This window comes from Sulfurovum iocasae (genome assembly GCF_047716765.1).
In the GTDB taxonomy this organism is placed as follows: Bacteria; Campylobacterota; Campylobacteria; order Campylobacterales; family Sulfurovaceae; genus Sulfurovum.
Genome location: NZ_CP180410.1, coordinates 2,548,752 through 2,573,758, shown reverse-complemented (window position 1 = coordinate 2,573,758; position 25,007 = coordinate 2,548,752). Strand labels below are relative to the sequence as shown.

The window sequence follows — 25,007 nt, the reverse complement described above, 5'->3', positions numbered from 1 at the left end:
AATCAAATCAATAGACAGTGATTTTTGATTTAAGTCAATCCTATTTAAACACAAATACCCTATAATTAAGAGACTAAAACTATTATTAAGGAAGGAAATAGGTATGGGAAAAGACGTAAAAGGTCGTAGAGACTTTATGGGTATGGCTCTCGGTGGTTTTACCGCATTAGGTGGTATTGGCGCTTTATATGCAATGAAGCGTAGCTGGGATCCATTGCCAAGTGTAAAAGCAGCTGGTTTTACAACAGTTGATTTGAGTGGTGCAAAAGAAAATGTGCTAAATGTAGAGAAGTGGAGAGGTAAACCTATCTTTGTTTTGAAGAAAACAAAAGATATGAAAGCTGATGATAGAGATGTAATTGTAGGTTCTGACAGATATCATGTATCTATCGGTCTTTGTACGCACTTAGGGTGTATCCCCGCATATAAGCCAGAAAAACATATATTCTTATGTGCTTGTCACGGTGGAGAGTTTGATGCAAGTGGACACGAGACCTTTGGTCCACCGCCAAGCCCACTGGAAGTTCCACCATTTAAAGTGGATGGACAAAAGCTTGTACTAGGCGAAGCTGGTCCTGAGTACAAAAAAATGCTAGACGCTGGTCTAACGGTATAAGGGGGAGAGCATGGCAAAATTTGAAAAAGCAAAAAACCTCAATGAATGGATGGATCAACGTTTAGCGGTAAATACGCTAAAAAAAGTGATGAATACAGAATATTGGATTCCAAAAGATATCAACTTCTTATGGGCAATGGGTATGGTGTTGGCAGCAACATTTGGAATACTTACTATAAGTGGTATATTCTTGTTAATGTACTACAAGCCAGATACAGCAACAGCATTTGATAGTGTAAACTATACTATCATGACTGAAGTAGGTTATGGTTGGTTATGGAGACATATTCATGGTATAGGTGCATCATTGGTATTCTTGATCATCTATATTCACATGTTGACTGGTATCTACTACGGTTCATATAAAAAAGGTAGAGAGCTTATCTGGTTATCTGGTATGGGACTTTTTGTTGCATTCTCAGCAGAAGCTTTCTCTGGATATATGCTTCCATGGGGACAAATGAGTTACTGGGCTGGTATGGTTATTACTAACCTATTCTCTGGTGGTTCACTTGAAGCTTATGGTCTTGTTGAGTGGATCAGAGGGGATTATGTTCCCGGAGATGCGTATTTGACTAGATTCTTTATGTTGCACGTATTCTTGCTTCCATTGGTAATTATTGGTCTTATTGTACTTCACTTTGGTTCATTGAGAATTCCACATGTTAACAACCAAGAAGGTGAAGAGTTTGACTATGGTGAGCATGCAGAGCTTTATAAAGCAGGAAAAGTAAAAGAGTCTAAAGTGATTCCATTCTCTCCAGTCTTTTTAAGTAAAGATGTCTTTGTAATGGGTGTATATTTTATCTTGTTCTTCTACTTGGTATTCTATCAATTTAACTTTGCGATGGATCCAGTGAACTTTGACCCGGCAGATGGACTTAAAACACCAGCACACATTTACCCTGAGTGGTATTTCTTGTGGAGTTATGAGATCTTAAGACCATTCTCTAAAGACCTTGGTTTAGTCTTGTTTGGGATATCACAAGTAATCTTCTTTATGCTTCCATTCTTGGATAGAAGTCCAAATGTTGCACCGGCAAGCAGAAGAGGACTCTTTAAGTTTTGGTTCTGGTTAATGGTTGTAGATTTGATCGTCTTGACATTTATGGGTAAACTTCCACCGGAAGGTATCTGGAATGTTATCGGTCTTGTTGCTGCACTCACATTCTTCGTATTGTGGATCGCATTGCCAATCATTACTAAACTAGAAAAAAAACTATAAGGAGTAGAGGATGAAAGAATTAAAAATATTCGGAGTTGTAACAGCCTTTACACTCCTACTATACTGGGGAGTTGAGCCATTTGCTCACTCTCAAATGCATGCGCATGTAGAGGGTCATGACTTTGTTTATGACGGAACAGCTGATATTGCGGAAGCAACAAAAGCAGAGAAAAAAGACGTAGTTACTGCTAAAAAAGCATTTTGGGCTGATGTAGCTAAAGTTGGTAAAATGAAAGGTGATGTTGCAGCCGGTGAAACTGGTTTTGCAACATGTATGGGTTGTCACACCGGTATGCCTATCAATATGGGTGGAGTCATTGCTCCAGCTCTTGATCATGCAGGTGCAATTTATGATAAAAACTATCTTATTGCTCTTATTAAAGATCCAGCAATGGCATCAAATGTAGATCATAAGTATGAAGATACATCAACACACCCAATGGGTAGTATCAAAATGATGATGGCTGATGATCAGCAAATTGCTGATGTAGTTGCTTATATGATGGCTAAAAAAGCAGGTGAAGTAACGACAAAAGAAGCATTTGCAGAAGCATGTGGTAGATGTCACGCGATGCGTTATGCTAAAACTTCACAGCTTGGGGATATCCCAAAATTCAAGTATGAAAAAGATACTTTATCGTATAAAGTAAAAATACTTGAAGAGCAAGATCTTGTAAAAGCATATATGGGTAAATTGCCGCCAGATCTTTCTATGATCAATAGAGCAAGATCTCATCACTTTATGGAGACATTTGTGGAAAATCCACAATCACAACTAGCAGGTACTTCTATGCCTAGAGTTGGTCTATCTAAAGCAGGATATGCTAAAGTAGAAAAATATATGGAAGAGATAGGTGATCCTAGCAAACCAGCTAGAGAAGAGCTTGGACCAAAAGTATTACTTTTCTTCGTTATATTTACATTCTTAGCGTTCTTATGGAAGAAATCAATGTGGAAAGGTCACTAAAATATCTGTAGGGTGTTGTGTCTCACAACACCTTTAGTATTTTAATTTTGATTTGCTATTGTGGGGGCTTAGCACCCTACAATGCCTCTTTATAACAACCTCTATATTTACAATAAATCACAACAAAATAACAATATATAAATTTATTATGAATTTCTATTTCTTGATATAAATCATCCCTCTTTTATCTACATTTCGATACTCTTAGAAAAATTTATTATATGGATTATTATGCTTATAGATGGACATGGTCGAACAGTCGACTACTTAAGGGTTTCTGTCACAGAACGTTGTAACTTCAGATGCCAATACTGCATGCCAGAAAAACCTTTCTCATGGGTACCTAAAGAGAATCTACTCTCTTTTGAAGAACTATTCTTATTTATGAAAGTAGCAATAGATGAAGGTGTGAATAAGATTCGTATTACGGGTGGTGAACCACTGCTCAGAGAAGGATTGGATACGTTTATCAAAATGATCCATGATTATAAACCTGATATCGATCTGGCACTGACAACCAATGCCTATCTTTTGCCTCAAACAGCACAAAAACTTAAAGATGCAGGACTTAAGAGACTGAATATATCTTTGGATTCACTCAAGCCTGAAGTGGCACAACAGATAGCACAAAAAGATGTTTTGGAACAGGTGTTAAAAGGTATTGACAAAGCACTTGAAGTGGGTTTAGGTGTGAAGATCAATATGGTACCGCTCAAAGGTATCAATGATGACGAGATCTTAGATATTATAGACTATTGTAAAGAGCGTAATATCAAAGTACGTTTTATAGAATATATGGAAAATGCACATGCAAGTAAAGCTATTGAGGGAATGCATGGTCGAGAGATATTGGAAAAAGTAAAAGAGCGGCACACTATAAAAGCGCTAGGCCGTGAGGGTGCTAGTCCGTCGTTTAACTACATTTTAGATGATGGCTACGAGTTTGGACTCATAGACCCGCATAAACATGACTTCTGTGAAAACTGTAATCGTATACGTCTTACTGCAGAGGGTAACCTTATCCCGTGTCTTTACTTTGATGAAGCGATGAGTATCGCAGAGTCAGTTAAAAAAGGTGATATCCAAGGTGCCGCTGATGTCTTGGCACAAGTATTGAAAGATAAACCTAAAGAAAATCGTTGGAGTGAAGATAATCCCAATGAAGAAGATATTTCAACAAGAGCTTTTTATGAGACCGGTGGCTGATGTTTTACCTTACTGAACAGTTTTTTTCCATCCAGGGTGAGGGAAAATATGCAGGTGTCCCCTCTTATTTTTTGAGAACGGGTGGATGTAATCTTGCATGCCCTGGTTTTGGTGCAACGTACGAAGTAGATGGAGAGCTGCGTTATGGCTGTGATACTTATTTTGCTGTTGACAGTGCTTATGCCAAATCATGGATAAAAGTAGAAGATAGTGAAATACTTATACGAACGCTTAAAGATGAATTTGACAAGATAGGCTATAAACCTCATATGGTCATCACAGGCGGTGAACCTTTGATGTATTATAGTGATAAGGTCTTTTATGCAGTAGTTAAATGGTTGGTAGAAGAGGATGTGCAAATCACCTTTGAGACCAATGGTACTATTGAGATAGATTTTGAAACCTATCCTGCCTATAAGTCCTGCATCTTTGCACTCTCATTAAAGTTGGCTAACTCTGGTGAACCTGAACAAAAACGTATTATTCCTCAAGCATTAAAAAACATACAGACTTATGCGAAAGAATCATTTTTAAAATTCACCATAGATAAAGAGCTTGTAGAAACAACAGCCATAGATGAAATAAACCAGATAAGAGATATCTTACCAGAACTTGAAGTATTCTGTATGCCTGTAGGTGAAAGCAGAGATACTATCTGGAAAAATGACAGAGCCGTATTTGAATTTTGTATGAAACATAATTTCCGTTACAGTGATAGACTACATATACGTGTTTTTGACACAACTCAGGGTGTATAGACTATAGACTACTTTCAAGGCTCATTGAAAAGAATATATTAACCATAGCACATCACTTTTTAAAAATAAAAACATCGCAATAGCTACGGCTATTACTCAATTTTGATTTTGAAAAATTAATGCACTCTGATTAATCTCTTCAATTTCATGAACCTTGAAAGTAGTCTAACCTTATTTTTAGTTAGCTTGGTTAAAATCAGACTAATAAACTCCTAATTAAGGATATAAAATGTTGATCAGAAAACTTTTTAAATTTGAAAATGCACATATCGTTCGTGATTGTTCTACAAGACGATGCAGTGAAAATATTCATGGACACTCTTACAAGGTAGAGGTATTACTGGAATCAAACTATCTTGATGATGGGCAGATGGTTTATGATTTTGGTTTGACAAAACTCTACATTAAAGAACTGATCGACTCATTTGATCATGCCATCACTTTATGGTCCAAAGATGATAAAAAATATATTTCTGATATGAAAGCACATAGCAATAGGTGGGTAGAACTTCCTGTCTCACCTTCAGCAGAACAGTTTTCACGTGTTATCTATCTTTTGGTTGAACGTGTGTTATCCTGTACAGAGATGATCAACGGCGAGAGAGAAGTGAAGCTGCATAGTATTATCGTACATGAAACAGAGACAGGGTATGCACAGGGCTTTAAAGAAGATGCACATAGTGAATTTATGGGTAAAATAGCATTAGAAGATATTGTATTCTCCAAGCAAGTGCAAAGTGAATGGAGTGATGCTAAACTTTGGGATAAGCTTTTAACTCATACTTTAATAAAAAACCCTAAAAACGTTTAATTTAATTCGTGAAAAAGTCCTCTTTTTCACACCCGTTTAACTCCCAGATGATGGGAATCATTTTTACTTTCATCCCTTTTTGAAGTAGCCCGACATCAGGTGTGGTAATGATCATCCCATCCGCTTTTTGCATAGGTGAAACCATCCCCGGTAGTTGTTGTTTTAGAGGCATGAATGTTTTACCATTATAAGTCCCAAGACGAACTGTATATTTTCCTTTTCTTAGTGTAAAGTCCTCTCTCATCTCTGTCTCTATAGCAGCATGAAAATAAGCATTTGCACCAGACATTTTATGAATGACTGCACGGATAAAGATCTCATAATTCACCATAGAGGCTAAAGGGTTACCGGGTAGATTGATAATGACTGTTTCACCTATCTTTCCAAAAGCAGTGGGTTTGCCTGGTTTGATGTCAACTTTATCAAAATAGAGTTTCATACCTAGATTAGTAAAAGCCTCTTTGGTAAAGTCTTTATCTCCCACGCTCACTCCACCTGAAGTGATAATAATATCTGCATCCAGTGCTGATCTGATAGATCTCTCTAAAGACTCTATGGTATCACCACTACTTGGAACATAACGCACCTCGCAACCAAGTTCTTTTGCACGGGCAAGGAACATAGGAGTGTTAGAGTTATAGAGTTGATGTAACTCTATCTTTTCAAAGTGTGGTCGCAGTTCATCCCCTGTACCAAAAACAGCTACTTTTATCTTATGATATACTGTGAGATGTGTTACGCCTTGACTAGCCAGCAAGGCAATGCTGTAGGCAGTGACACTCTCACCTTTTTTCAGATAGACTTCCCCACTTTTTACATCCTCGCCTGACCGTCTGATATGAGCATCTTTCTCTATGGAAGAAGGAAGAGTGACTTGATCTCCTTCTACACTTACATTCTCTATGGGGATGATCGCCTCACACCCTTCAGGGATAGGAGCACCAGTCATGATCCTAATGGCTTTTTTGGCTACAAGTGTCATTTGAGGATTGTCTCCGGCATAGATGACTTCATCACTACTGACAGTACTGTCAGCATCTACACACTTTACTGCATACCCATCCATTGCAGAGTTGTCAAATCTAGGTAAGTCAAATGTAGCAATAGAATCTTCAGCCATCACACGACCTACTGCCATCTCGATAGGAATGATCTCTGTTGTAAGAGGCAATACATTGTTATAAATAATATCCAATGCTTCAGTGATAGAGATAGCCATTATAAGCCTTTTTAATTGAATTATAAGGATTATAACAAAATAGAGTATAATTCGAGATATTATTCAAGAGGATAGAGAGATTATGTTAGATGAAATGATAGTATCACATAGTATTTTAGTAAAAGTTTTTTTAGTTTTTTTAGTTGGGGGGCTTTTGATCCCCATGATGACAGCAAAAAAACCATTGGGTTTTAGAAAAGCAAGTTTTATCTATACGATGATCTTCCAAGCGATTGTTACGATGGTAGCATTTAGCGGACTTATCGCAATGGTGACAGGTGAACTTGGATTTACACTCAGTACTATTATAATGATCGTTATCTGGGCAGCACTTATGTACATAGAGATCAAAAAATATAAATTGATCAAAATAGCTAAAATAGAAAATCCAGAAACACATAAACTCCTCAAAGGAGCATTTATCAAGATCTCTGCAGTACAAATTTTGCTTGTAGCTGTGATGGTCGTACTAAAAGTAATGGAAGTAAAAGGTGCTATATCTATATCATAAAGAGGCGAGTAAGCCTCAACTCACCCTTACAGGAGATGAACATCGTTACATCTTTAAAGTACGCAGACATAAGGTAGATGATAACCTTTACTTACGTAATTTAGAAGATGGATTGCTTCATCGTTATATGATTATTGCTATAGATAAACGCAGTGTCATGCTTGAGCTGCAAGAGAGTCAAGTGTTAGAGGTGAAAGCAAAAAAATCTTTACATATCGGCTGGTGTATAATAGATCCTAAAAGTATAGAAAAAGTGATCACTTCTCTCAATGAAATGGGTGTAGAGAAGATCACTTTTATTTACTGTAAACGTTCTCAAAAAAGTTTTAAAATAGATTTTAAACGTTTGGAGAAGATACTGCTTAACTCTTCTCAGCAATCTGGCAGATCTGAGATGATGAAGCTGGAGATGGCTGAAGATCTGAAAAGTTTTTTAACACAAAATCCACAAAGCATGATGCTGAATTTTTCTGACAATAAGATAGGATCACAAGGTAATACAGATACGATTGTTATAGGTTGTGAAGGTGGTTTTCATGAAGATGAAGTTGCACTTTTTGAAGCAGACAAGATTATAGGGTTTGATACACCTTTGGTTTTAAAGAGTGAAAGTGCTGTATGTGCGGTGGCTTCTAAACTTCTTTTATAATGTTTTAAATAAATTTCGATATAATCACGCCCTAAGTTGTCTCACCTAAGAGTGTTGCAACAACCCGATTTACTTGTAAATATGGAAGAGCAAGATGCTAGAGTAGGTTAGTTACCTGTCACCAAATTAAACTAAAAGGTCTCAAAATGAGAAAAGAAATTCACCCGGATTACGTTGAGTGTAAAGTTAAATGTGCTTGTGGAAACGAGTTTGAAATCAGAACAAACAAAGCTGAAATGTCAGTAGATATTTGTAATGAATGTCACCCATTCTTTACAGGTTCTGAGAAAATTCTTGATGCTGCCGGTAGAGTTGAGAAGTTTAAAAATAAATATAAACTTTCTTAATCACCATCAGTTTGACCGTATAGAGAGCAAAGCTCTCTATACTTACGCTAACGCTAAGTTTTCTTCAGCAGAAAGCTCACGCGACTAGTCGCTTATCTTCTTTAAATACCAAAGTACTTATCATGTTGACATTTATTCCCACTCCTATTGGAAACCCTCAAGACATTACTATTAGAGCTATGAAGCTTTTTGAAAAAGCAGAGCTATTTTTATGTGAAGATACACGTCAGACCAAACGGCTTTTACGACTTTTAGAAGAGCGGTTTGATATGGCGTACCCTGATGCAGAGTTTTACTCCTTTAATGAACATAATGGAGAAGAACGTCTGGAGCAATTTGGTGCTATTTTGGGTACACAAGAGGTAGTCTATGTCAGTGATGCAGGGATGCCTGTTATCTCTGATCCAGGGCAGATACTTGTAGCGTATTGTCAAGAAAATAATATTACTTATGATGTACTTCCGGGGGCAAGTGCTGTTACTACGGCGTATGCAGCAAGTGGTTTTGAGGAAGGAAAGTTTCTTTTTTATGCTTTCTTGCCACACAAAGGGAAAGAGAGAAGTTCTGCACTCTCTAAAGCTATGGGTAATGGTTACAATACAGTGCTTTATGAGTCACCACACCGTTTAGAAAAGCTTTTAAGCGAGATACTCGCACTTGATGAAAACAGAGAGCTTTTTTTGGCTAAAGAGATCAGTAAAAAATATCAAAGATACTATCGTGGTACTGCCGCATCACTTAACGAAGTGTTTAAAGAATTGACTATACGTGGAGAGTGGGTAGTGGTCATACGAGCCAAAGAAAGTACAGAAAAAAGCCTTAGTTTTACTGAGGTTTTAAGCTTAGATCTACCTCCTAAATCTAAGGCAAAACTCTTAGCTCAGCTCAGTGACAAGAGTGTCAAAGAGTGGTATAACGAACTCATTAAATAGTGAGCGCTCTAATTCTTAACCCCTTAAAAGTAAAAATTAGATAAAATCTATCTTATGATTATATATGGAAAACAAGTCTGTTTACATGCTCTAGAGCATCATTCAGAGAAAATAAAAACAGTATATGTTGCGCAAAAAGGCGCTACGAGTAAAGGGGCACTTCCTAAAGCACTCTTTCACAAATACCACGATAAAATTAAATTTTTAGAAGAGAAGTGGGCACAGTCTATGAGTAAAGGCGGTAATCACCAAGGTTTACTTGTTGAAATGACTGAGTTTGAAGAAGCTTCATTTTTACAGATAAAGAAAAATGACTTCATTGTAGTGCTTGATGGATTGACTGATGTGGGGAATATTGGAGCGATTGTTCGTTCTGCCTATGCGTTGGGTGCAGATGCCATCATCGCTGCAGGTGTCAAGCAGCTTAACCTTGCAGCCATAGCACGTACAAGTTCGGGTGCTTTACTTGATATGCCTTTTATGATAGCACCAAATATTTTAGATACATTTAACGAGTTGGGACAACTTGGTTTTTCTGTGTATGGTGCATCTATGGATGGTGAAAATGTGCAGTCTATGTCCTTCGATACTAAACGTGTTTTAGTACTGGGAAGTGAAGGCAAAGGGATTTCTAAAAAAGTAACAGGAAAGGTCGATCATATGGTTTCCATAGAGATGAAGCATGCATTTGACTCTCTGAATGTCAGTGCAGCAGCAGCGATTTTAATACATAGGATGGGTTATGCAGTTAAATGAGATACTTGAAGAAAACAGTGTAAAAGCGATCAGTAAAAGAACCAATATTGCTGAAGATAATATTGAGTTATTGTTAGCAGGTGACTTTGATAAGTTAAAAAAAGTGAAAACATTAGGGTTTATCTCTATCATTGAACGTGAGTATAAAGCAGATCTAGGTCCTTTAAAAGAGCAGGCTCTTTCTCATTATGCACAATATAACGATACTCAGAGTATTACACTTGGAGTTCCTGTCATAGAAGAGAAAAAAGGTAAATCTAAAGTGTTCCAGCTCTTTATTTTAATCCTTTTGGGATATGCCTCTTGGTATTTTTTTACACAATTTGATAAAAAACAGCTAAGTGATCTACTTCCATTTGGAGAAGCAAAAACAAGCCAGATCATCATGCCCAAAGAAGCAAATAATAATGCAGAATTAAGCATAGAAAATGTGATAGCACCTGCTCAAACAGATGCCTCTCCTGCAACAGATGCCTCTCCTGCAACAGATAGTGGGATATAAGTGCAAGATAATAGTATTAATGAAGATAGGAATAGATCATAAGATCATTATATATAAGCGAAAAAGAGAGAAAAAATGTTTGATGAAATACAATTTGAAAAGATAAATCGATTACCGAAGTATCTTTTTGCAGAGATCAATGAGCTAAAAATGGAATTAAGGAGAAAAGGGGAAGATATTATAGATTTCTCTATGGGAAACCCTGATGCTGCTACTCCACAACCTATCATAGATAAATTATGTGAAACAGCAATGAAACCAAAAACACATGGTTACAGTGCAAGTAAAGGGATATATAAACTTCGTTTGGCAATGAGTAAGTGGTATAAGCGTAAGTATAATGTTGACTTGGATCCGGATACTGAGATCGTAGCTACAATGGGAAGTAAAGAGGGATATGTTCACTTGGTACAAGCTATCTCAAATCCTGGAGATGTAGCTATCGTTCCGGACCCGACATACCCTATCCACTCTCAGGCATTTATTTTGGCAGGTGCAAATGTTGAAAAAATGAAACTTGTTTTTGATGAAGATACTTTTGAAGTAGATGAAGATCGTTTTTTAGCAGATGTAGAGGAAGCTTTAGATAACTCTGTACCTCAGGCAAAATTTCTGGTAGTGAATTTTCCTCATAATCCAAGTACAGCAACTGTGACACCTCAGTTTTATGAAAGACTGGTAGCACTTGCAAAAGAGAAACGTTTTTATATCATTTCAGATATCGCTTATGCAGATATTACCTTTGACGGATACAAAACACCTTCTATCATGGAAGTAGAGGGGGCTAAAGATGTGGCAGTAGAAGCATATACTCTTTCAAAATCTTACAATATGGCTGGCTGGAGAGTTGGATTCATTGTTGGTAATAAAAAGCTTATAGGTGCACTGCAAAGCATTAAGTCCTGGCTTGATTATGGTATGTTTACCCCTATTCAAGTGGCTGCTACAGTAGCACTTGATGAACATGGTTATGTACCGGATGAACAGATTATTCCACGTTATAAAAAAAGACGTGATGTGATGATAGATGCTTTTGGTAAAGCAGGTTGGCATTTGGCAAAACCAAATGCTTCTATGTTTATATGGGGAAAGATCCCTGAAGTAGCAAGAGATATGGGTTCTTTAGAGTTTTCAAAACAGCTTCTACTCCATGCAGGTGTAGCCGTAAGTCCCGGTATAGGATTTGGTAAATATGGTGATGAGTATGTGCGTATTGCCCTTATAGAAAATGAAAAGCGTATCCGTCAAGCAGCGAAAAATATTAAAAAGTTTCTTAAAGAACTGGAAGCGGAGAAGAAATAGTATGGTCAAAATTGGTATATTGGGTGTAGGAACAGTTGGCGCAAGTGTTGCAAAGATCCTTGAGGAAAACGGCGATATTATCGAAGCTAGAGCCGGGAAGAAGATCGTTGTAAAATCCGGTGTAGTAAAAAATCTTTCTAAGGATCGTGGTGTTTCTATTGTGTTGAGCGATAATCCTCTTGATGTAGTCAATGATCCTGAGATAGACATCGTAGTAGAGTTGATGGGTGGAGTAGAAGAGCCTTATGCTCTTGTCAAAAAAGCACTTGAGAATGGTAAATCAGTGGTCACTGCAAACAAGGCACTGCTCGCGTACCATCGTTACGAACTTCAAGAGATAGCAGGTGATATTCCTTTGATGTACGAAGCAAGTACAGCAGGCGGGATACCTGTTATTGGTGCGTTGCGTAATGGACTCTCTGCTAACCATATAGAGTCCATTCAGGGGATCATGAACGGTACATGTAACTATATGCTTACTAAGATGATCAATGAAGGTGCACAGTATGATGACATACTTAAAGAGTCACAAGAACTAGGCTATGCAGAAGCAGATCCTACGTTTGATGTAGGTGGTTTTGATGCTTCTCACAAGTTGCTCATCTTGGCAAGTATCGCGTATGGTATAGATGCAAAGCCTGAAGATATACTTATAGAAGGTATAGAAAACATTACCCAAACAGACGTAGCTTTTGCTAAAGAGTTTGGTTATGAGATCAAACTTCTTGGTATTGCCAAAAAAGTAGGGGAAGGCGTGGAGTTACGTGTTCACGCTACTATGATACCTCAGGAGAGCATGATAGCCAAAGTAGATGGTGTGATGAATGCGGTTACCATAATAGGAGACCGTGTAGGTGAGACAATGTACTACGGACCAGGGGCAGGTGGTGATGCTACTGCTTCAGCAGTCATTGCAGATATCGTAGATATCGTACGTGGGAACCAAGGACCTATGCTTGGGTATAAAAAAGGTTTAGAGAGTGGACTGAAGCTTCTTAGCCCAAATGATATCATCACGCAGTACTACCTCAGACTACAAGTAGATGACAAAAGTGGTGTATTGGCAGTGATTACATCTACACTTGGAGAGTTTGGTATCTCTATAGAAGCAATGCTGCAAAAACCAACTAAAAATGAAGAGATAGCAAAACTTCTTTTTACAACACACCATTGTAAAGAGAGTAAAATGCAAGATGCTATGGCAGCATTGAGTAAACTTGATGTGGTTCATGGCGAGATCGCTATGATGAGGATAGAGAAGTAAGAGGAGAACAATATGGCAAAAGATCACTATTTTGATATAACGGCGAAGTTGGATATGATGGAACTTAAGAATGCACTTGTAATGGCTGAGAAGGAAGTAGCTACTCGTTTTGACTTTAAGGGGTTGGTGGCTGAATTTAATTTGAATGAAGCAGCAAAAACTTTGAGCCTTAGTTCTTCTACAGACAGTAAGATAGATGCACTGAAAGATATACTTATCTCTAAACTTATTAAAAGAGGGATTGCAGGAAAGGCACTTGAAGAGGTGAAAACTGAAGGAATTTCCGGGGGTAACACAAAAGTGATCTACCGTATCGTAGATACTATTGATAAAGATGAAGCTAAGCAGATCGTTAAAGTGATCAAAGCGATGAAGATAAAAGTGACTCCTTCTATACAGGGTGATGAAGTGCGTGTGTCTGGGAAGAAGATAGATGATCTTCAGGCAGTGATGGCTGAAGTGAAGAGTTTGGATCTGAAAGCACCGTTGGTGTTTGGGAATTTTAAATAACTTCCAACTGCTCTACTTTTTCCCATGCTGCGGGTGGGAATACATACTTCAATATGTTTTTCAAATTTCCTATTATTTTAATCGTGGTGTTGTTGCTCTCTTCATTTTTTTAAAAAAACGAAGCAAAAAATCGTCTCCACTCTCGAATCGCTTTGCTTTCAAGGTCGTTCGCGGAGACAGAGCACGCTTTGCGTGATTGACGGGGAAGAAGTTCCATGAACCTCTTTCTTTTCGGTACCCTTTCTGAACGCTACATACTTAACGCTGAACGCGCACACAAAGTGTGTTTTACCCGCAGTGTCCGCCACCACAACATCCGCCTGAACTTGCTGCTCCTGTTTGAGGTCTTGCACTCATTGCGATGCTGAAGTTGTCTCCGTTTTCACTGAGTGTAAATTCGTGTTTCTGACAAAAATCTTCGTTCATTGTCCGTACCATACTCTGTGCTTCTATCAGTGCACTGTCTTTTGAATGAAAACTTTGATTGTTCTCATACATACTTCTTTTGAAACATCCGCACTCTTTATCTATATTAATAGTAAACATTGTAAATCCTTTTGTTATAATTTCTCTAGATATTAACGAGTATTGCTTAAACAATCTTTAGTTTAAGCCTAATTAGGATAAATTTTATCCGATTTAATCATTTAAGGGCAAAATATGACAAAAAAATATGATAGAGAAGAGATAGAAAGCGTTTGTACGTACTGTGGTGTAGGCTGTGATATTACTGGAGTAGTGGAAAATAATAAAATTGTAAAAATCTATGCACAAAAAGATGGTGTAGTTTCTGAAGGGAAGCTTTGTATCAAGGGGAAGTATGGGTATGATTTTGTGGATGCTAAAGATCGTATCAGAGAGCCACGTATACGTAAAATATTTTTATCTAAAAATCCACATATCCAAGATGCTTTTGGAGCTAAACTTACAGAGTTTGATAGTGAATTTATGACTTGTGAGCTAGATGTAGCTACATCTATAGCAAGTATGAAGCTAAGTGAGATAAAAAAGAAGTATGGTGGAGATAGCTTTTGTGCGATAGGAGGGGCGAGAACATCGTGTGAATCGGCCTATGCATTCCAGAAGTTTTGTCGTGAGACGATGGAATCACCTCACGTTGATAACTGTGCAAGAGTATGTCACTCTCCTAGTCTCAAAGGCATGAAGACTACCATAGGGGAGGGTGCTGCGACAAACCCGTATAATGATATCTATGAAACTGAATTTATGGTGGTGATCGGTTCCAATACTATGGAAGCGCATCCTATCATAGCCAACCGTATAATCTCCGTAGCGAAACAAAATAATAACCTGGCAGTTATTGATGTGCGTGAGACAAAGCTGGCAAAACTTGCTAAATATAATTGTATCATCCCTTTTGAAGCAAATCTACTCATACTTAATATGATGGCATATGTGATTATAGATGAAGAGCTGTATGATCAGAGTTTTATTGATAACCGTACAAAAGATTTTGATACCTTTAAAGAGAAGATACTGAATGACCCTTATGCCAATCCGGCATTTGTAAAAGATATAGAAGGGTATGAGTATCTTGCAAAGATGATTCCAAATATTGCTAGAGAGTATGCAGTAAAAAAATCAATGATCTTTTGGGGTCTTGGGATTACTGAGCATTTAGATGGTTCTTATGCAGTTATGGCTATCACACACTTAGCACTCATGACTGGGAATATAGGTAAGACCGGTGCAGGACTTATGCCACTACGTGGACAAAATAATGTACAGGGTGCTTGTGATATGGGCTGTCTTCCTTACTATCTACCAGATTATCAAGATGCACCAACTGTTGGGCTCATGACACCACAGCTTATGGATGCTATGAATGAAGGGCGTATCAAAGCACTACTTAATATGGGGGAAGATATCACGCATATACACCCAAATATAGAGAAGATAGACAAGGCTATGGATAACCTGGAATTTACTATGGTTCAAGAATTGTTTATGACAGATGTGACTAAGAAAGCAGATATCATCATCGGTGTCAAGTCTGCATATGAGAAGACAGGTGTTTATGTGAATGCGATGAGAAGACTACACCTTTCTCAGCCTCTTGTGAAGTCTGATCTACCAGATGATTGGGAAATTTTAACACAAATGGCACAAAAACTTGGTGATACTGAAAACTTTAACTTTAAAACAAGTGAAGATGTTTGGAATGAAGTACGTGTAGTTGCACCTAGACGTTTCTCCGGTGCTGCATATTACCGACTGGAGCGTCATAGAAAGCGTGGTATGCAGTGGCCTATTTATCATGAAGATACACCTATACTTCACCTACTTGATTTCCGTACAGATGATGGTTTGGGTAAGTATGTCTATAAACAGTATGAGCCACGAGGTATGATTCAAGAGATACTTGATAAAAAGTTTTATGATGATTCTTTAGAAGGTTTCTATCTTACAACAGGGCGTGCACTACCTCACTATAACAATGCAGCACAGACAAAACATACAGAGACACTTTATAATAAACATAGTGAAGATGTATTGTTAGCTTCAGTTGAAAATGAAGGTAAATTTGGAGATAAAGTAATACTCAAAAGTGAATATGGTGAAACAGAAGCACTTAGTGTCAGATATACTGATAAAGTCAAACCAAAGACACTTTTTTGTACTTTCCATCATGCAAAGAGTCGTATCAATGCAATCTTTGGAGATGAGAGTGATGAGCTTATACTCACTGCACGATTTAAATCTGTCAAAGTAGATATCATACCTGTAGGTTCAGAGGTAGCGTGTAGCTAAATGAGAGAACTTCCTAAAAAGTATGGTGACCAAAGTGAAGATTTGGCAACAGCTTTTTTGGAACAAGAGGGTTTTATTATTCTCGAGCGTAACTATTTTGCTCGTAAATTAGGAGAAATAGACATCATCGCACAAAGAGATGATATTTTACATTTTATCGAAGTAAAAAGTGGTAAAGCAGATTTTGACCCTATTTATAATGTTACGCCATCTAAACTACGTAAAGTCATAAATTCTGCATACTACTATATGAAAACAAAAAATTTAGATGTCGCATTCAGTATCGATGCACTGATCATCCGTCATGATGAGGTAGAGTTTATAGAGAATGTCACGTTATAATGCTATAATCTTCTTCAATGATACTCTAAAGGTACACTTATGATACTCTCAAATGAACAACTCCAACAATTTAATCAAGATGGTTTTTTAATTTTGAGAGATTTTGCTGACAAAGAAAAGTGTGAAGCCATTTTGGACGTAGCAAAGGTACATTTGAAGCATAAGATAGAGCCTATAGAGACTGAAGTAGGGTATGATGAGAAATCCAAGGAGTATCGTACGGATGTGGCCAACTATAGCAGTGAAGAAGCAGGTACAACTGTTAGACGCTTGCGGCAGGTGTATAATCGGGATATTCTTTTTAAAGAGTGGATGGAAGATGAAAAGATACGACCTGTTTTACAGCAGGTTTTAAATGATCAAGTCGTCATCACCACAGCACACCACAACTCGATCATGACAAAAATGCCACATCAAAGTACCCAAACCAGATGGCATCAAGACAGACGATATTGGCGTTACTCAGATGATAATCTTGTCAGTATCTGGTTAGCATTGGATGATGAATATAGTGAAAATGGTGTGCTTGAGTTTATACCGGGAAGTCATCGTATGAAATTTGGGCCTGATCAGTTCGATGAAAAAGATTACTTTTTGGAAGAATTGGATCAAAATATTACTATTATAGAGAAAAAAGTATCAACTACATTGGAAAAAGGAGATGTAGTACTTTTTCATTCCCTTTTATTACACAGAGCCAATAAAAATGACACAGATAAACCTAAAATATCATTTGTCTATACGGTTAAGGGATTATCCACAAAAGTGCTAGAAGGGACACGTTCTGCAGAGTATCCTGAGATTAAATTGGATAATCTTTAGGCTTTTTTGGGTTAAATAGGAGTTTTTTACTCCTATTTAACCCATTATTGTTGACAAAATAAAAAATATAAGTTATAACAATGTTGCATTAACGAAATTATTGTATAATTTTTAAATAAACTTTTAAAGGAATAAATATGGCAAAATATGTAGAATTAACAAACGACAACTTTGAAGCAACTGTAGCTGAAGGTGTAACAATGGTAGACTTTTGGGCTCCATGGTGTGGACCTTGTAGAATGATCGCTCCGGTAGTAGAAGAACTTGCTGAAGATTTTGATGGAAAAGCAACTATCGCTAAAGTAAATACAGATGAGCAACAAGACTTAGCTGTAAAATATGGTATCAGATCAATTCCAGCGATCCTTTTCTTCAAAGATGGTGAAGTGGTAGACCAAATGGTAGGTGCAGCCTCTAAAGATGCATTTGCAGAAAAAATAAACGCACAACTGTAAGTTATGCATTAAGAGGGATAAACTCCCTCTTTTAAACACTTCTTTTATATCTACATTTAGATAGAATCTTCTAAAATTTTTAACCAAGTATTTACAGAGTATAATAGTAATCATTTGTTTAAATATTTTATGAAGGAATCAAATGTTAGATTGTGCAATCATCGGTGGTGGACCAGCGGGACTTACTGCGGGGCTTTATACAACGCGTGGTGGACTTAAAAATGTGACAATGTTTGAGATGGGTATGCCAGGCGGGCAGATCACACAGAGTTCTGAGATAGAGAACTATCCAGGATTTTTCGAGCACGATAAAACAGGTATGGATTTTATGGATACCTGGCAAAAACAGTGTTTTGCTTTTGGACTTAAACATGAGATGAAAAAAGTAGAAGGTGTGGCTAAAACAGGTAAACATTTTACTGTAACACTTGAAGGTGGAGAGACTGTAGAAGCGTTGACAGTCATCGTATGTACAGGATCTATTCCTAAAAGAGCTGGCTTTAAGGGTGAAGATGAATACTTTGGAAAAGGTGTGAGTACTTGTGCTACTTGTGATGGCTTTTTTTATAAAAACAAACCTGTTACAGTTTTAGGTGGTGGAGATACAGCCCTAGAAGAAGCATTTTATCTTTCAAACATCTGTTCAGATGTGTATGTTGTACATAGACGTGATGAGTTTAGAGCAGCACCACCAACACTAGATAGAGTTATGAGAAAAGATAATATACATCTTGTTACCAATTCTGTGATAGAAGAAGCAGTAGGTAATGCTATGGGACTTACAGGTGTAGACATCAAAAATAATGATGGTACGATCACACATATGGACAATACAGGTCTTTTTGTTTTTGTAGGCCACAATGTAAGTAACTCAGTGCTGAAAGATGAAAATGGTGAGTTTATCTGTAAAATGAATGACTGGGGTCAGGTTATTGTAGACTTGAGTATGAAAACATCAGTACCCGGACTTTTTGCAGCAGGTGATATGCGTATAGAAGCACCTAAACAGGTTGTATCAGCAGCAGGTGATGGCTCTATAGCAGCACTTCAAGTAATTTCATATATTCAAGAACAAGCATAATAAGGAAACATAAATGGCAAAAGTTGGTATTGTAGGCAGTACAGGTAGAATGGGTGAACACCTTATTAAAAATGTGTTGGAAAATGAAGCATTAACACTTAGTGCCCTGCATGTATTTGATGAATTAAAAGTAGATGTACCATCAGATGTGTTGGTAACAAACAGTATGAAAGCAGTTCTTGAAGTATGTGATGTAGTGATAGACTTCTCTGCACCTGTTGCAACACAGGAACTTTGTGAAGAAGCTTTGAAAAATCCTACGGCACTTGTTATCGCAACTACAGGGTTTACAGCACATCAGCAAAATCTTTTAACAGAGGCTTCTAAAGAGATGCCAGTACTTTACTCTTCAAATATGTCAGCAGGTATTGCATTGCTTAAGCAGTTGGTCGAAAAAGTAGCAGCAACACTTACAGATTTTGATATCGAGATCGTAGAACAGCACCATAGACATAAAGTAGATGCACCATCTGGAACAGCTTTAACATTGGGTGAGTTTGCAGCAAAAGGTCGTGGATTGGACTTGGATGCGGTACGCGTAAGTGGAAGAGATGGGCAAATAGGTGCAAGAACCAAAGATGAGATAGCTGTTATGGCTCTTCGTGGTGGTGACATAGTAGGTCGTCATACAGTTGGTTTTTATAATGATGGTGAGTTTATAGAACTCAATCATACAGCTACCAGCAGAGAGACATTTTCAAAAGGTGCCATTCGTGCAGCGACATGGCTTGTAGATCAAGAGAGTGGTCTTTACTCAATTAATGATTGTTTAGGAATTTAATATGTGTGCAATTGTAGGTGTATTTGGTGCAAAAAAAGCTTCTACGGTAGCGTATTATTCTCTATTTTCAATGCAACATCGTGGGCAGGAGTCTACAGGTATTTCAGTAGGAAATGGTGAGCGTATTTCGATCTATAAAAAACGTGGGATGGTTGCAGATGTTTTTTCACAAGAGACACTAGATAGTATGAAGGGGTGTTGTGCTGTAGGGCATAACCGTTACTCCACAGCAGGTAGTGAATCTGCCGGTGATTCACAACCTGTATTTGCAAAATACAAGTTGGGTGAAATATCAGTAGTTCATAATGGTAATCTTATTAATAAGCATGAAGTTAGAAATGAGCTTATAGATAAAGGTGCTATTTTTCAAACTGATATGGATACAGAAAATATTATACATCTTATAGCAAAGTCTCAAAAGGATTCTTTGGTTGATCGTATTAAAGATATGTTGACGAAGATAGAGGGTGCATATTGTCTAGCGATACAAAGCCGTTCTAAAATGTTTGTTATGCGTGACCGTTTTGGTATACGTCCGCTTAGTCTTGGAAAACTCAAAGATGGTGGTTGGATCGTAGCAAGTGAAACTTGTGCTTTTGATCTTGTGGGTGCTGAGTTTGTACGTGATGTAGAGCCAGGTGAAATGCTTACTTTTGAAGAGGGCAAAGAGCCTGTGAGTGAACAGATATTTGAACCAGATTATCATCCTTGTGCTTTTGAATATATCTATTTTGCAAGACCAGATTCCATCATTGATGGTAAAAATGTTTATGAGATGCGTTTAAAAATGGGAAAAAGATTGGCAAAAGAAACTCCAGCAGAGATAGATTTGGTGTTGCCTGTACCAGATAGTGGTGTAGCAGCAGCTAAAGGATATGCGGATGGACTTGGAGTACCATTTGAGATGGGGATCGTGCGTAATCACTATGTAGGAAGAACTTTCATTGAACCAACTCAAGAGATCCGTGATCTTAAAGTAAAACTCAAACTCTCTCCGGTAAAACATCTTATCGCTGGTAAAAGAGTAGCCATCATTGATGATTCACTTGTACGTGGTACAACCTCTAAACAGATAGTACGTATGCTTAAAGAAGCAGGTGCCAAAGAGGTACATATGCGTATAGCGGCACCTGAGATAAAGTATCCCTGTCGTTATGGTATAGATACCCCAACCAAAGAAGAACTTATCTCTACCAAATATACTCCTGAAGAGATAGCAAAAAATATGGGAGCTGATTCTCTTGGTTTCCTTTCTATTGAAGGACTTAAAGAGTCACTCGGTAGTGAAAGAACGTATTCACTTGTGAGTTTTGATGGGAACTATTTTGCTGGTGGTAATGCGGAAAGTCCTGGGTGTTCAGATTGTTAAATTGATTTTTTGGTTTTTAACGTTTAGTTAATTACCCTTTATATATGTTGACGCAGTGTTTCTCTCTTCATTTTTTTAAAAAAACGAAGCAAAAAATCGTCTCTGTTCTCGAATCGCTTCGCTTTTCTGTCACTAAATGACGATACCCTCCGTCGCTAAAGCGTAAGTGGGGTGCATTGGGTGTTCGCTATGGTAGATGCACACTTCGTGTGATTAATAATGTTATTTAGAACGGCTTTTTTTTTCTGTAATTCCAGACATTCCAAATCTTCTTGCTAACTCTTGTTTTACTCTATCTGGAGAGATCTCTCTGTGTCCTAGTCCTACTAGAGTGTGATAGAGAAGATCAGCACTTTCATAGATGACTTGTTCATCACTCTCTTCGTTTATGGCAACACATACTTCATCTGCTTCTTCACGGATCTTGCTGAGCATGAGTTCTTTATCATCTAAAAGTTTTTTGGTCCAAGATTTAGCTTCCGCAGAAGCATTTTTACGCTCTAAAATGGTATGGTAAAGGGTATCGACTACGCCATAGATGGCATCTGTATCTACCTCTTGCTCCAAGATAACTTTATCTTGGATCACTGAAGTAAAGAAACAACTTTTACGTCCTGTATGACAAGCCACACCATTTTGTTTTATTTTCAATACCACTGTATCTGCATCACAGTCAAGAAGTACATCTTTTACCTCTTGAGTATGGTTAGAGCTTTCGCCCTTTTTCCAGATACGTTGTTTACTACGGCTAAAATAGTGTGCATATCCTGTACTAAGCGTAAGGTTGTAAGCTTCTTCATTCATATAGGCAAGCATGAGTACTTGAGAAGTTTCATTGTCTTGTGCGATGGCTGGGATGAGGGGATTTTTGTTCCAATCGATTTGCATGGTGTCTCCTATGAGTATAAATCTCGTTCCATCTCTCCTGAGATGGAATACATATATAAATCTAATTAGTATATAAATTTTAGTTACAAATTAAACTTGTATATGCGTTACACCTCGGGAGAGGTGGAACGAGGGGGGGAATGTTGTTACTGTTGTCCCATCAGACGTTCTTGCTTGCCTTTTGCATCTACCCAAATGTTAGGTACTGCACCACCAGGTGTAAGGAAGATCTGTGCATCTTTGTTGACTCTAAGTGCTTCATTGAATTTCGCTTGCGTTTTGATCTGCTCTAGTTGGAGAAGTTCAGCAGTAAGTGATCTAGAGATCAATGTGTTTGCTTTCGCTTGCTCTTCTGCTTCGATACGGATCTTGTCAGCCTCACCTTGTGCTTCAATACGGTTTCTTTCTGCTTCACCACGAGCTACTTCTGCTGCTTTTTGTGCTTGTTGTTTTGCTTTTTCTTTCTCTTGTTCTGCTATGGTAACATCTTGTTTTGCTATCTGTACTCTTTCTATCTGATCTTTGATCTTTGTAGGAAGGTTAATGGTTCTAAGTTCAACAGAAGTAAGTATAACAGGTTGGCTTGGAAGTGAATCAACACTCTCTTTTACTTTTGTTTCTATAGCTGAAGCAATTTGATTACGCATTTCAGGAAGTTGCTCTGCTGTATATTGTCCAACAACATCACGTACCACTTCTCTTACTTTAGAGTTGATGATCTTTTCTTCCCAGCCACTTCCCCATTTTTCAATGGTAGCTGGTGCTGATTCTGCTTTCAAACGATATTGGACTGCGAGGTCGATATTGACCGTTAGTCCTCTTTTATCCAATACTGAGATGGCAGGGTTTCTGCGCAAACCGCCTTCAAAACCTCTATACGAATCACCCAGCGCAGCAGTAGTGACGTTAGAGTATGTAATGAGTCTGATACGTGTGTTTACAGGGATGATTTTTTGAAACATAGGGATATAAAAGTGAAGACCAGCTTCAAGTGGCTCTTGTTCAAATTTACCTGTCGTTACTTTGATACCTACTTCACCTGAGTTGATGATGGCAAAGGGCTTAAGCACAAAAAGTGCAAAGCCGATGGCTAAAGCTACCAATATCCATGGTGCACCTTTACCCATATTTCCTAGAGGGCTTTCAAAGTTGCTACCTCCACCACTGTTTTTGTTCATATTTGAACTCGATTTTTTCTTTTTAAAATAGTCGTTCATGTCTGCTGGCATGTTTTTTCCTTAGTTAATATATGTTAAGTATTTAATGTAGTCAGGGTTTTTACCTGCAACTACATCAAAATAAGCTGCTTGAAGTTTTTCAGTCATAGGACCACGAGAACCTGCACCGATTATACGTGCATCTACTTCACGGATAGGTGTGACTTCAGCTGCTGTTCCTGTAAAGAATGCTTCATCTGCGATGTAGACCTCTTCACGAGTAATGCGTTTTCTTTCTACTTCGATGCCCATGTCCTTTGCCAAGTCTATAATGGTTTTTTGCGTGATGGACTCTAGTGTATTGTCACTAGGAGGAGAGATGAGTACACCATCTCTGACCATGAAGAAAGCTGCACCGGATGCTTCTGCGATATACCCATGGTCATCTCTAAGCAATGCTTCATCATAACCTGCATCTACGGCTTCAAATTTTGCCATTTGAGAGTTCAGGTAGTTTGCTACGGCTTTGGCTTTACCCATACCGGAAGTGTTAGGTGTTCTTGTGACAGAAGTGATCTTTACACGAACCCCTTTTTTAAGACCCTCTTCACCAAGATACGCACCCCATTCCCATGCAGAGATAGAGACGTGTACAGGACAGTCCTTATGATATAGACCCATAACACCATAACCAAGGTAAACAAGTGGTCTGATGTAGGCACCATCAAAAAGTTCATTCTCTTGTAAGAGTTTTACTTGTGCATCATTAAGCTCTTCTGCTGTGTATGGTACATTCATCAGTGTCATTTTAGATGAATTAAGAAGTCTTTGTGTATGCTCTTTTAGTTTAAAAATGGCACATCTACCATCTACAGTTTTGTAGGCCTTCGTTCCTTCTATGGCACCATTACCATAGTGTAATGTATGTGTAAGTACGTGTACTTTAGCATCATCCCAAGGGGTGAATTCGCCATCCATCCAGATATATTTTGATTTATTCATTTAGTTACTCCAGGACATGCCTATAGGCACGTCAAAATTAATGGATTATTTTAGCTAAATTGTTGTTAATAGTCGGTTATGCAAACCGAAGGAAGAGTCCTATGCATAGTGAAAGAAATACAGTTGTAGATATAAGAAATGCATTGTGCCATTTTTCCGGTACAGTTATTTTGGTTTCTACCAACTCTACGATCTTCATAGCCGGGAAAGCCATAAATACAAGCATAACAACAGAAAAGACAAGGGTGAGAACAATATTAAGCATGATTTATATCCCGTAAAATGTATGTGTAAAGTTGATTTCCTCTTGTGTGTTTAGAGGGAGAGTTGCCTGCTGCGTACCATTATTATCTAAGATAATGAGTACATTATTTTCAAGCTTAAGATGCTTTTGTGCCCAAGCCTTTTCGAGTTCATCAAGACGTTTAAAGAGAACCATGTTGTCAGGTTTCTCTATAAATTCAGGATCTTCTTTACTCATGATCTGTATACCACCAAAACGTTGGTCTGTATAGTAAGGACTATACTGTTTTACTATTTTATATACGCGTTCATTTTTTTGACTTGGCTTACTTTGCATAAATGCTGAGATGCCTAGTGCAAGAAAGCCTAACAGTAGTGCTAAAGGAAGATATTTTTTGAGTGATTCCATAGGTTACCCCGTAATAATTTTAGGTAAGTATAGAGCCTTTTCACTAAAAATCACTTGATGAATATCAACATAGATACTATTAAACTGTGTTACCATTATCAAAATAAAAAT

General features: G+C 37.8%; 29 protein-coding genes. 22 read left to right on the top strand and 7 right to left on the bottom strand.

What is annotated here, in order from left to right; genetic code table 11:
- Positions 1-103: 103 nt before the first annotated feature.
- From ACLHDG_RS12660 to ACLHDG_RS12635, 6 genes are all read left to right on the top strand, one after another.
- Positions 104-616, top strand: coding sequence for a Rieske 2Fe-2S domain-containing protein (locus ACLHDG_RS12660; RefSeq protein WP_415406610.1), 513 nt, complete (start codon positions 104-106; stop codon positions 614-616).
- A gap of 10 nt (positions 617-626) precedes the next feature.
- Positions 627-1,841 (top strand): cytochrome b, encoded by a 1,215-nt coding sequence (locus tag ACLHDG_RS12655; RefSeq protein ID WP_415406609.1) that lies wholly within the window; start codon positions 627-629, stop codon positions 1,839-1,841.
- A gap of 10 nt (positions 1,842-1,851) precedes the next feature.
- Entirely contained in the window at positions 1,852-2,808 is a 957-nt protein-coding gene (locus tag ACLHDG_RS12650; protein WP_415406608.1) for a c-type cytochrome, read from the top strand.
- Between the two features lie 231 nt (positions 2,809-3,039).
- On the top strand, positions 3,040-4,014 hold the full coding sequence (gene moaA / locus ACLHDG_RS12645; RefSeq protein WP_415406607.1) for a GTP 3',8-cyclase MoaA: 975 nt from the start codon (positions 3,040-3,042) through the stop codon (positions 4,012-4,014).
- Positions 4,014-4,772 carry a 7-carboxy-7-deazaguanine synthase QueE gene (locus ACLHDG_RS12640; protein ID WP_415406606.1) on the top strand — a complete coding sequence of 253 codons (759 nt, stop codon included), beginning with the start codon at positions 4,014-4,016 and terminating at the stop codon, positions 4,770-4,772. Before moaA ends, ACLHDG_RS12640 begins: the two co-directional genes overlap by 1 nt.
- Positions 4,773-5,001: 229 nt before the next feature.
- Positions 5,002-5,583 carry a 6-pyruvoyl trahydropterin synthase family protein gene (locus tag ACLHDG_RS12635; RefSeq protein WP_415406605.1) on the top strand — a complete coding sequence of 194 codons (582 nt, stop codon included), beginning with the start codon at positions 5,002-5,004 and terminating at the stop codon, positions 5,581-5,583.
- Position 5,584: 1 nt separating this feature from the next.
- Here ACLHDG_RS12635 and glp read toward each other — a convergent pair whose 3' ends face one another.
- Positions 5,585-6,802, bottom strand: coding sequence for a gephyrin-like molybdotransferase Glp (gene glp / locus ACLHDG_RS12630; protein WP_415406604.1), 1,218 nt, complete (start codon positions 6,800-6,802; stop codon positions 5,585-5,587).
- Between the two features lie 82 nt (positions 6,803-6,884).
- Here glp and ACLHDG_RS12625 point away from each other — a divergent pair, with 82 nt between their 5' ends.
- From ACLHDG_RS12625 to ACLHDG_RS12585, 9 genes are all read left to right on the top strand, one after another.
- Positions 6,885-7,313, top strand: coding sequence for a hypothetical protein (locus tag ACLHDG_RS12625; RefSeq protein ID WP_415406603.1), 429 nt, complete (start codon positions 6,885-6,887; stop codon positions 7,311-7,313).
- Entirely contained in the window at positions 7,294-7,962 is a 669-nt protein-coding gene (locus ACLHDG_RS12620; protein WP_415406602.1) for a 16S rRNA (uracil(1498)-N(3))-methyltransferase, read from the top strand. Before ACLHDG_RS12625 ends, ACLHDG_RS12620 begins: the two co-directional genes overlap by 20 nt.
- A gap of 146 nt (positions 7,963-8,108) precedes the next feature.
- On the top strand, positions 8,109-8,309 hold the full coding sequence (gene rpmE, locus ACLHDG_RS12615) for a 50S ribosomal protein L31 (protein WP_415406601.1): 201 nt from the start codon (positions 8,109-8,111) through the stop codon (positions 8,307-8,309).
- 122 nt (positions 8,310-8,431) lie between these two features.
- The gene (rsmI, locus tag ACLHDG_RS12610) at positions 8,432-9,241 is read left to right on the top strand and encodes a 16S rRNA (cytidine(1402)-2'-O)-methyltransferase (RefSeq protein ID WP_415406600.1); all 810 of its coding nucleotides are present in this window, start codon (positions 8,432-8,434) and stop codon (positions 9,239-9,241) included.
- Between the two features lie 54 nt (positions 9,242-9,295).
- On the top strand, positions 9,296-9,997 hold the full coding sequence (rlmB, locus tag ACLHDG_RS12605) for a 23S rRNA (guanosine(2251)-2'-O)-methyltransferase RlmB (protein ID WP_415406599.1): 702 nt from the start codon (positions 9,296-9,298) through the stop codon (positions 9,995-9,997).
- Positions 9,984-10,499 carry a hypothetical protein gene (locus tag ACLHDG_RS12600; RefSeq protein ID WP_415406598.1) on the top strand — a complete coding sequence of 172 codons (516 nt, stop codon included), beginning with the start codon at positions 9,984-9,986 and terminating at the stop codon, positions 10,497-10,499. The genes rlmB and ACLHDG_RS12600 overlap by 14 nt, the downstream gene beginning before the upstream one ends.
- 75 nt (positions 10,500-10,574) lie before the next feature.
- Entirely contained in the window at positions 10,575-11,801 is a 1,227-nt protein-coding gene (locus ACLHDG_RS12595) for an LL-diaminopimelate aminotransferase (protein WP_415406597.1), read from the top strand.
- 1 nt (position 11,802) lies between these two features.
- Positions 11,803-13,065 (top strand): homoserine dehydrogenase, encoded by a 1,263-nt coding sequence (locus ACLHDG_RS12590; RefSeq protein WP_415406596.1) that lies wholly within the window; start codon positions 11,803-11,805, stop codon positions 13,063-13,065.
- 12 nt (positions 13,066-13,077) lie between these two features.
- Complete coding sequence (locus ACLHDG_RS12585; protein WP_415406595.1) at positions 13,078-13,575, top strand: YajQ family cyclic di-GMP-binding protein; 498 nt, start codon at positions 13,078-13,080, stop codon at positions 13,573-13,575.
- 288 nt (positions 13,576-13,863) lie between these two features.
- On the opposite strand, the gene ACLHDG_RS12580 is transcribed toward ACLHDG_RS12585, so the two are convergent.
- A complete protein-coding gene (locus ACLHDG_RS12580; RefSeq protein WP_415406594.1) occupies positions 13,864-14,121 on the bottom strand; it encodes a hypothetical protein in 258 nt (85 codons plus the stop codon).
- A gap of 114 nt (positions 14,122-14,235) precedes the next feature.
- On the opposite strand from ACLHDG_RS12580, the gene ACLHDG_RS12575 reads away from it, so the two are divergent.
- The 7 genes from ACLHDG_RS12575 to purF all read left to right on the top strand — a co-directional run bounded on the left by ACLHDG_RS12575 (position 14,236) and on the right by purF (position 21,197).
- Complete coding sequence (locus tag ACLHDG_RS12575) at positions 14,236-16,347, top strand: molybdopterin oxidoreductase family protein (protein WP_415406593.1); 2,112 nt, start codon at positions 14,236-14,238, stop codon at positions 16,345-16,347.
- Positions 16,348-16,689, top strand: coding sequence for a YraN family protein (locus tag ACLHDG_RS12570; RefSeq protein WP_415406592.1), 342 nt, complete (start codon positions 16,348-16,350; stop codon positions 16,687-16,689).
- Positions 16,690-16,728: 39 nt separating this feature from the next.
- The gene (locus ACLHDG_RS12565; RefSeq protein ID WP_415406591.1) at positions 16,729-17,511 is read left to right on the top strand and encodes a phytanoyl-CoA dioxygenase family protein; all 783 of its coding nucleotides are present in this window, start codon (positions 16,729-16,731) and stop codon (positions 17,509-17,511) included.
- 137 nt (positions 17,512-17,648) lie between these two features.
- Positions 17,649-17,966, top strand: coding sequence for a thioredoxin (gene trxA / locus ACLHDG_RS12560; protein ID WP_415406590.1), 318 nt, complete (start codon positions 17,649-17,651; stop codon positions 17,964-17,966).
- Positions 17,967-18,108: 142 nt separating this feature from the next.
- Entirely contained in the window at positions 18,109-19,047 is a 939-nt protein-coding gene (locus ACLHDG_RS12555; RefSeq protein WP_415406589.1) for an NAD(P)/FAD-dependent oxidoreductase, read from the top strand.
- 13 nt (positions 19,048-19,060) lie between these two features.
- Positions 19,061-19,828, top strand: a complete 768-nt coding sequence (gene dapB, locus ACLHDG_RS12550; RefSeq protein ID WP_415406588.1) for a 4-hydroxy-tetrahydrodipicolinate reductase — start codon at positions 19,061-19,063, stop codon at positions 19,826-19,828.
- A gap of 1 nt (position 19,829) precedes the next feature.
- Positions 19,830-21,197, top strand: coding sequence for an amidophosphoribosyltransferase (gene purF, locus ACLHDG_RS12545; RefSeq protein ID WP_415406587.1), 1,368 nt, complete (start codon positions 19,830-19,832; stop codon positions 21,195-21,197).
- 222 nt (positions 21,198-21,419) lie between these two features.
- Here purF and hisIE read toward each other — a convergent pair whose 3' ends face one another.
- From hisIE to ACLHDG_RS12520, 5 genes are all read right to left on the bottom strand, one after another.
- The gene (hisIE, locus tag ACLHDG_RS12540) at positions 21,420-22,085 is read right to left on the bottom strand and encodes a bifunctional phosphoribosyl-AMP cyclohydrolase/phosphoribosyl-ATP diphosphatase HisIE (RefSeq protein WP_415406586.1); all 666 of its coding nucleotides are present in this window, start codon (positions 22,083-22,085) and stop codon (positions 21,420-21,422) included.
- A 146-nt stretch (positions 22,086-22,231) separates the two neighbouring features.
- Positions 22,232-23,314: a prohibitin family protein gene (locus ACLHDG_RS12535; protein WP_415406585.1), complete on the bottom strand. Its 1,083-nt coding sequence runs from the start codon at positions 23,312-23,314 to the stop codon at positions 22,232-22,234.
- Between the two features lie 9 nt (positions 23,315-23,323).
- A complete protein-coding gene (locus tag ACLHDG_RS12530) occupies positions 23,324-24,244 on the bottom strand; it encodes a branched-chain amino acid transaminase (RefSeq protein WP_415406584.1) in 921 nt (306 codons plus the stop codon).
- Between the two features lie 76 nt (positions 24,245-24,320).
- Positions 24,321-24,509: a hypothetical protein gene (locus tag ACLHDG_RS12525; RefSeq protein ID WP_415406583.1), complete on the bottom strand. Its 189-nt coding sequence runs from the start codon at positions 24,507-24,509 to the stop codon at positions 24,321-24,323.
- Positions 24,510-24,512: 3 nt separating this feature from the next.
- The gene (locus tag ACLHDG_RS12520; RefSeq protein ID WP_415406582.1) at positions 24,513-24,896 is read right to left on the bottom strand and encodes a hypothetical protein; all 384 of its coding nucleotides are present in this window, start codon (positions 24,894-24,896) and stop codon (positions 24,513-24,515) included.
- Positions 24,897-25,007 lie beyond the last annotated feature (111 nt).

Coding starts and splice junctions, on each gene's coding strand:
- rsmI (WP_415406600.1), top strand. CDS start 8,432: ATGTTGACATTTATTCCCACTCCTATTGGAAACCCTCAAGACATTACT.
- rlmB (WP_415406599.1), top strand. CDS start 9,296: ATGATTATATATGGAAAACAAGTCTGTTTACATGCTCTAGAGCATCAT.
- ACLHDG_RS12590 (WP_415406596.1), top strand. CDS start 11,803: ATGGTCAAAATTGGTATATTGGGTGTAGGAACAGTTGGCGCAAGTGTT.
- ACLHDG_RS12655 (WP_415406609.1), top strand. CDS start 627: ATGGCAAAATTTGAAAAAGCAAAAAACCTCAATGAATGGATGGATCAA.
- dapB (WP_415406588.1), top strand. CDS start 19,061: ATGGCAAAAGTTGGTATTGTAGGCAGTACAGGTAGAATGGGTGAACAC.
- purF (WP_415406587.1), top strand. CDS start 19,830: ATGTGTGCAATTGTAGGTGTATTTGGTGCAAAAAAAGCTTCTACGGTA.
- ACLHDG_RS12600 (WP_415406598.1), top strand. CDS start 9,984: ATGCAGTTAAATGAGATACTTGAAGAAAACAGTGTAAAAGCGATCAGT.
- glp (WP_415406604.1), bottom strand. CDS start 6,802: ATGGCTATCTCTATCACTGAAGCATTGGATATTATTTATAACAATGTA.
- rpmE (WP_415406601.1), top strand. CDS start 8,109: ATGAGAAAAGAAATTCACCCGGATTACGTTGAGTGTAAAGTTAAATGT.
- ACLHDG_RS12535 (WP_415406585.1), bottom strand. CDS start 23,314: ATGCCAGCAGACATGAACGACTATTTTAAAAAGAAAAAATCGAGTTCA.
- ACLHDG_RS12595 (WP_415406597.1), top strand. CDS start 10,575: ATGTTTGATGAAATACAATTTGAAAAGATAAATCGATTACCGAAGTAT.
- ACLHDG_RS12660 (WP_415406610.1), top strand. CDS start 104: ATGGGAAAAGACGTAAAAGGTCGTAGAGACTTTATGGGTATGGCTCTC.
- ACLHDG_RS12640 (WP_415406606.1), top strand. CDS start 4,014: ATGTTTTACCTTACTGAACAGTTTTTTTCCATCCAGGGTGAGGGAAAA.
- ACLHDG_RS12520 (WP_415406582.1), bottom strand. CDS start 24,896: ATGGAATCACTCAAAAAATATCTTCCTTTAGCACTACTGTTAGGCTTT.
- ACLHDG_RS12565 (WP_415406591.1), top strand. CDS start 16,729: ATGATACTCTCAAATGAACAACTCCAACAATTTAATCAAGATGGTTTT.
- ACLHDG_RS12625 (WP_415406603.1), top strand. CDS start 6,885: ATGTTAGATGAAATGATAGTATCACATAGTATTTTAGTAAAAGTTTTT.
- ACLHDG_RS12530 (WP_415406584.1), bottom strand. CDS start 24,244: ATGAATAAATCAAAATATATCTGGATGGATGGCGAATTCACCCCTTGG.
- trxA (WP_415406590.1), top strand. CDS start 17,649: ATGGCAAAATATGTAGAATTAACAAACGACAACTTTGAAGCAACTGTA.
- ACLHDG_RS12585 (WP_415406595.1), top strand. CDS start 13,078: ATGGCAAAAGATCACTATTTTGATATAACGGCGAAGTTGGATATGATG.
- ACLHDG_RS12650 (WP_415406608.1), top strand. CDS start 1,852: ATGAAAGAATTAAAAATATTCGGAGTTGTAACAGCCTTTACACTCCTA.
- ACLHDG_RS12575 (WP_415406593.1), top strand. CDS start 14,236: ATGACAAAAAAATATGATAGAGAAGAGATAGAAAGCGTTTGTACGTAC.
- hisIE (WP_415406586.1), bottom strand. CDS start 22,085: ATGCAAATCGATTGGAACAAAAATCCCCTCATCCCAGCCATCGCACAA.
- moaA (WP_415406607.1), top strand. CDS start 3,040: ATGCTTATAGATGGACATGGTCGAACAGTCGACTACTTAAGGGTTTCT.
- ACLHDG_RS12570 (WP_415406592.1), top strand. CDS start 16,348: ATGAGAGAACTTCCTAAAAAGTATGGTGACCAAAGTGAAGATTTGGCA.
- ACLHDG_RS12580 (WP_415406594.1), bottom strand. CDS start 14,121: ATGTTTACTATTAATATAGATAAAGAGTGCGGATGTTTCAAAAGAAGT.
- ACLHDG_RS12555 (WP_415406589.1), top strand. CDS start 18,109: ATGTTAGATTGTGCAATCATCGGTGGTGGACCAGCGGGACTTACTGCG.
- ACLHDG_RS12635 (WP_415406605.1), top strand. CDS start 5,002: ATGTTGATCAGAAAACTTTTTAAATTTGAAAATGCACATATCGTTCGT.
- ACLHDG_RS12525 (WP_415406583.1), bottom strand. CDS start 24,509: ATGCTTAATATTGTTCTCACCCTTGTCTTTTCTGTTGTTATGCTTGTA.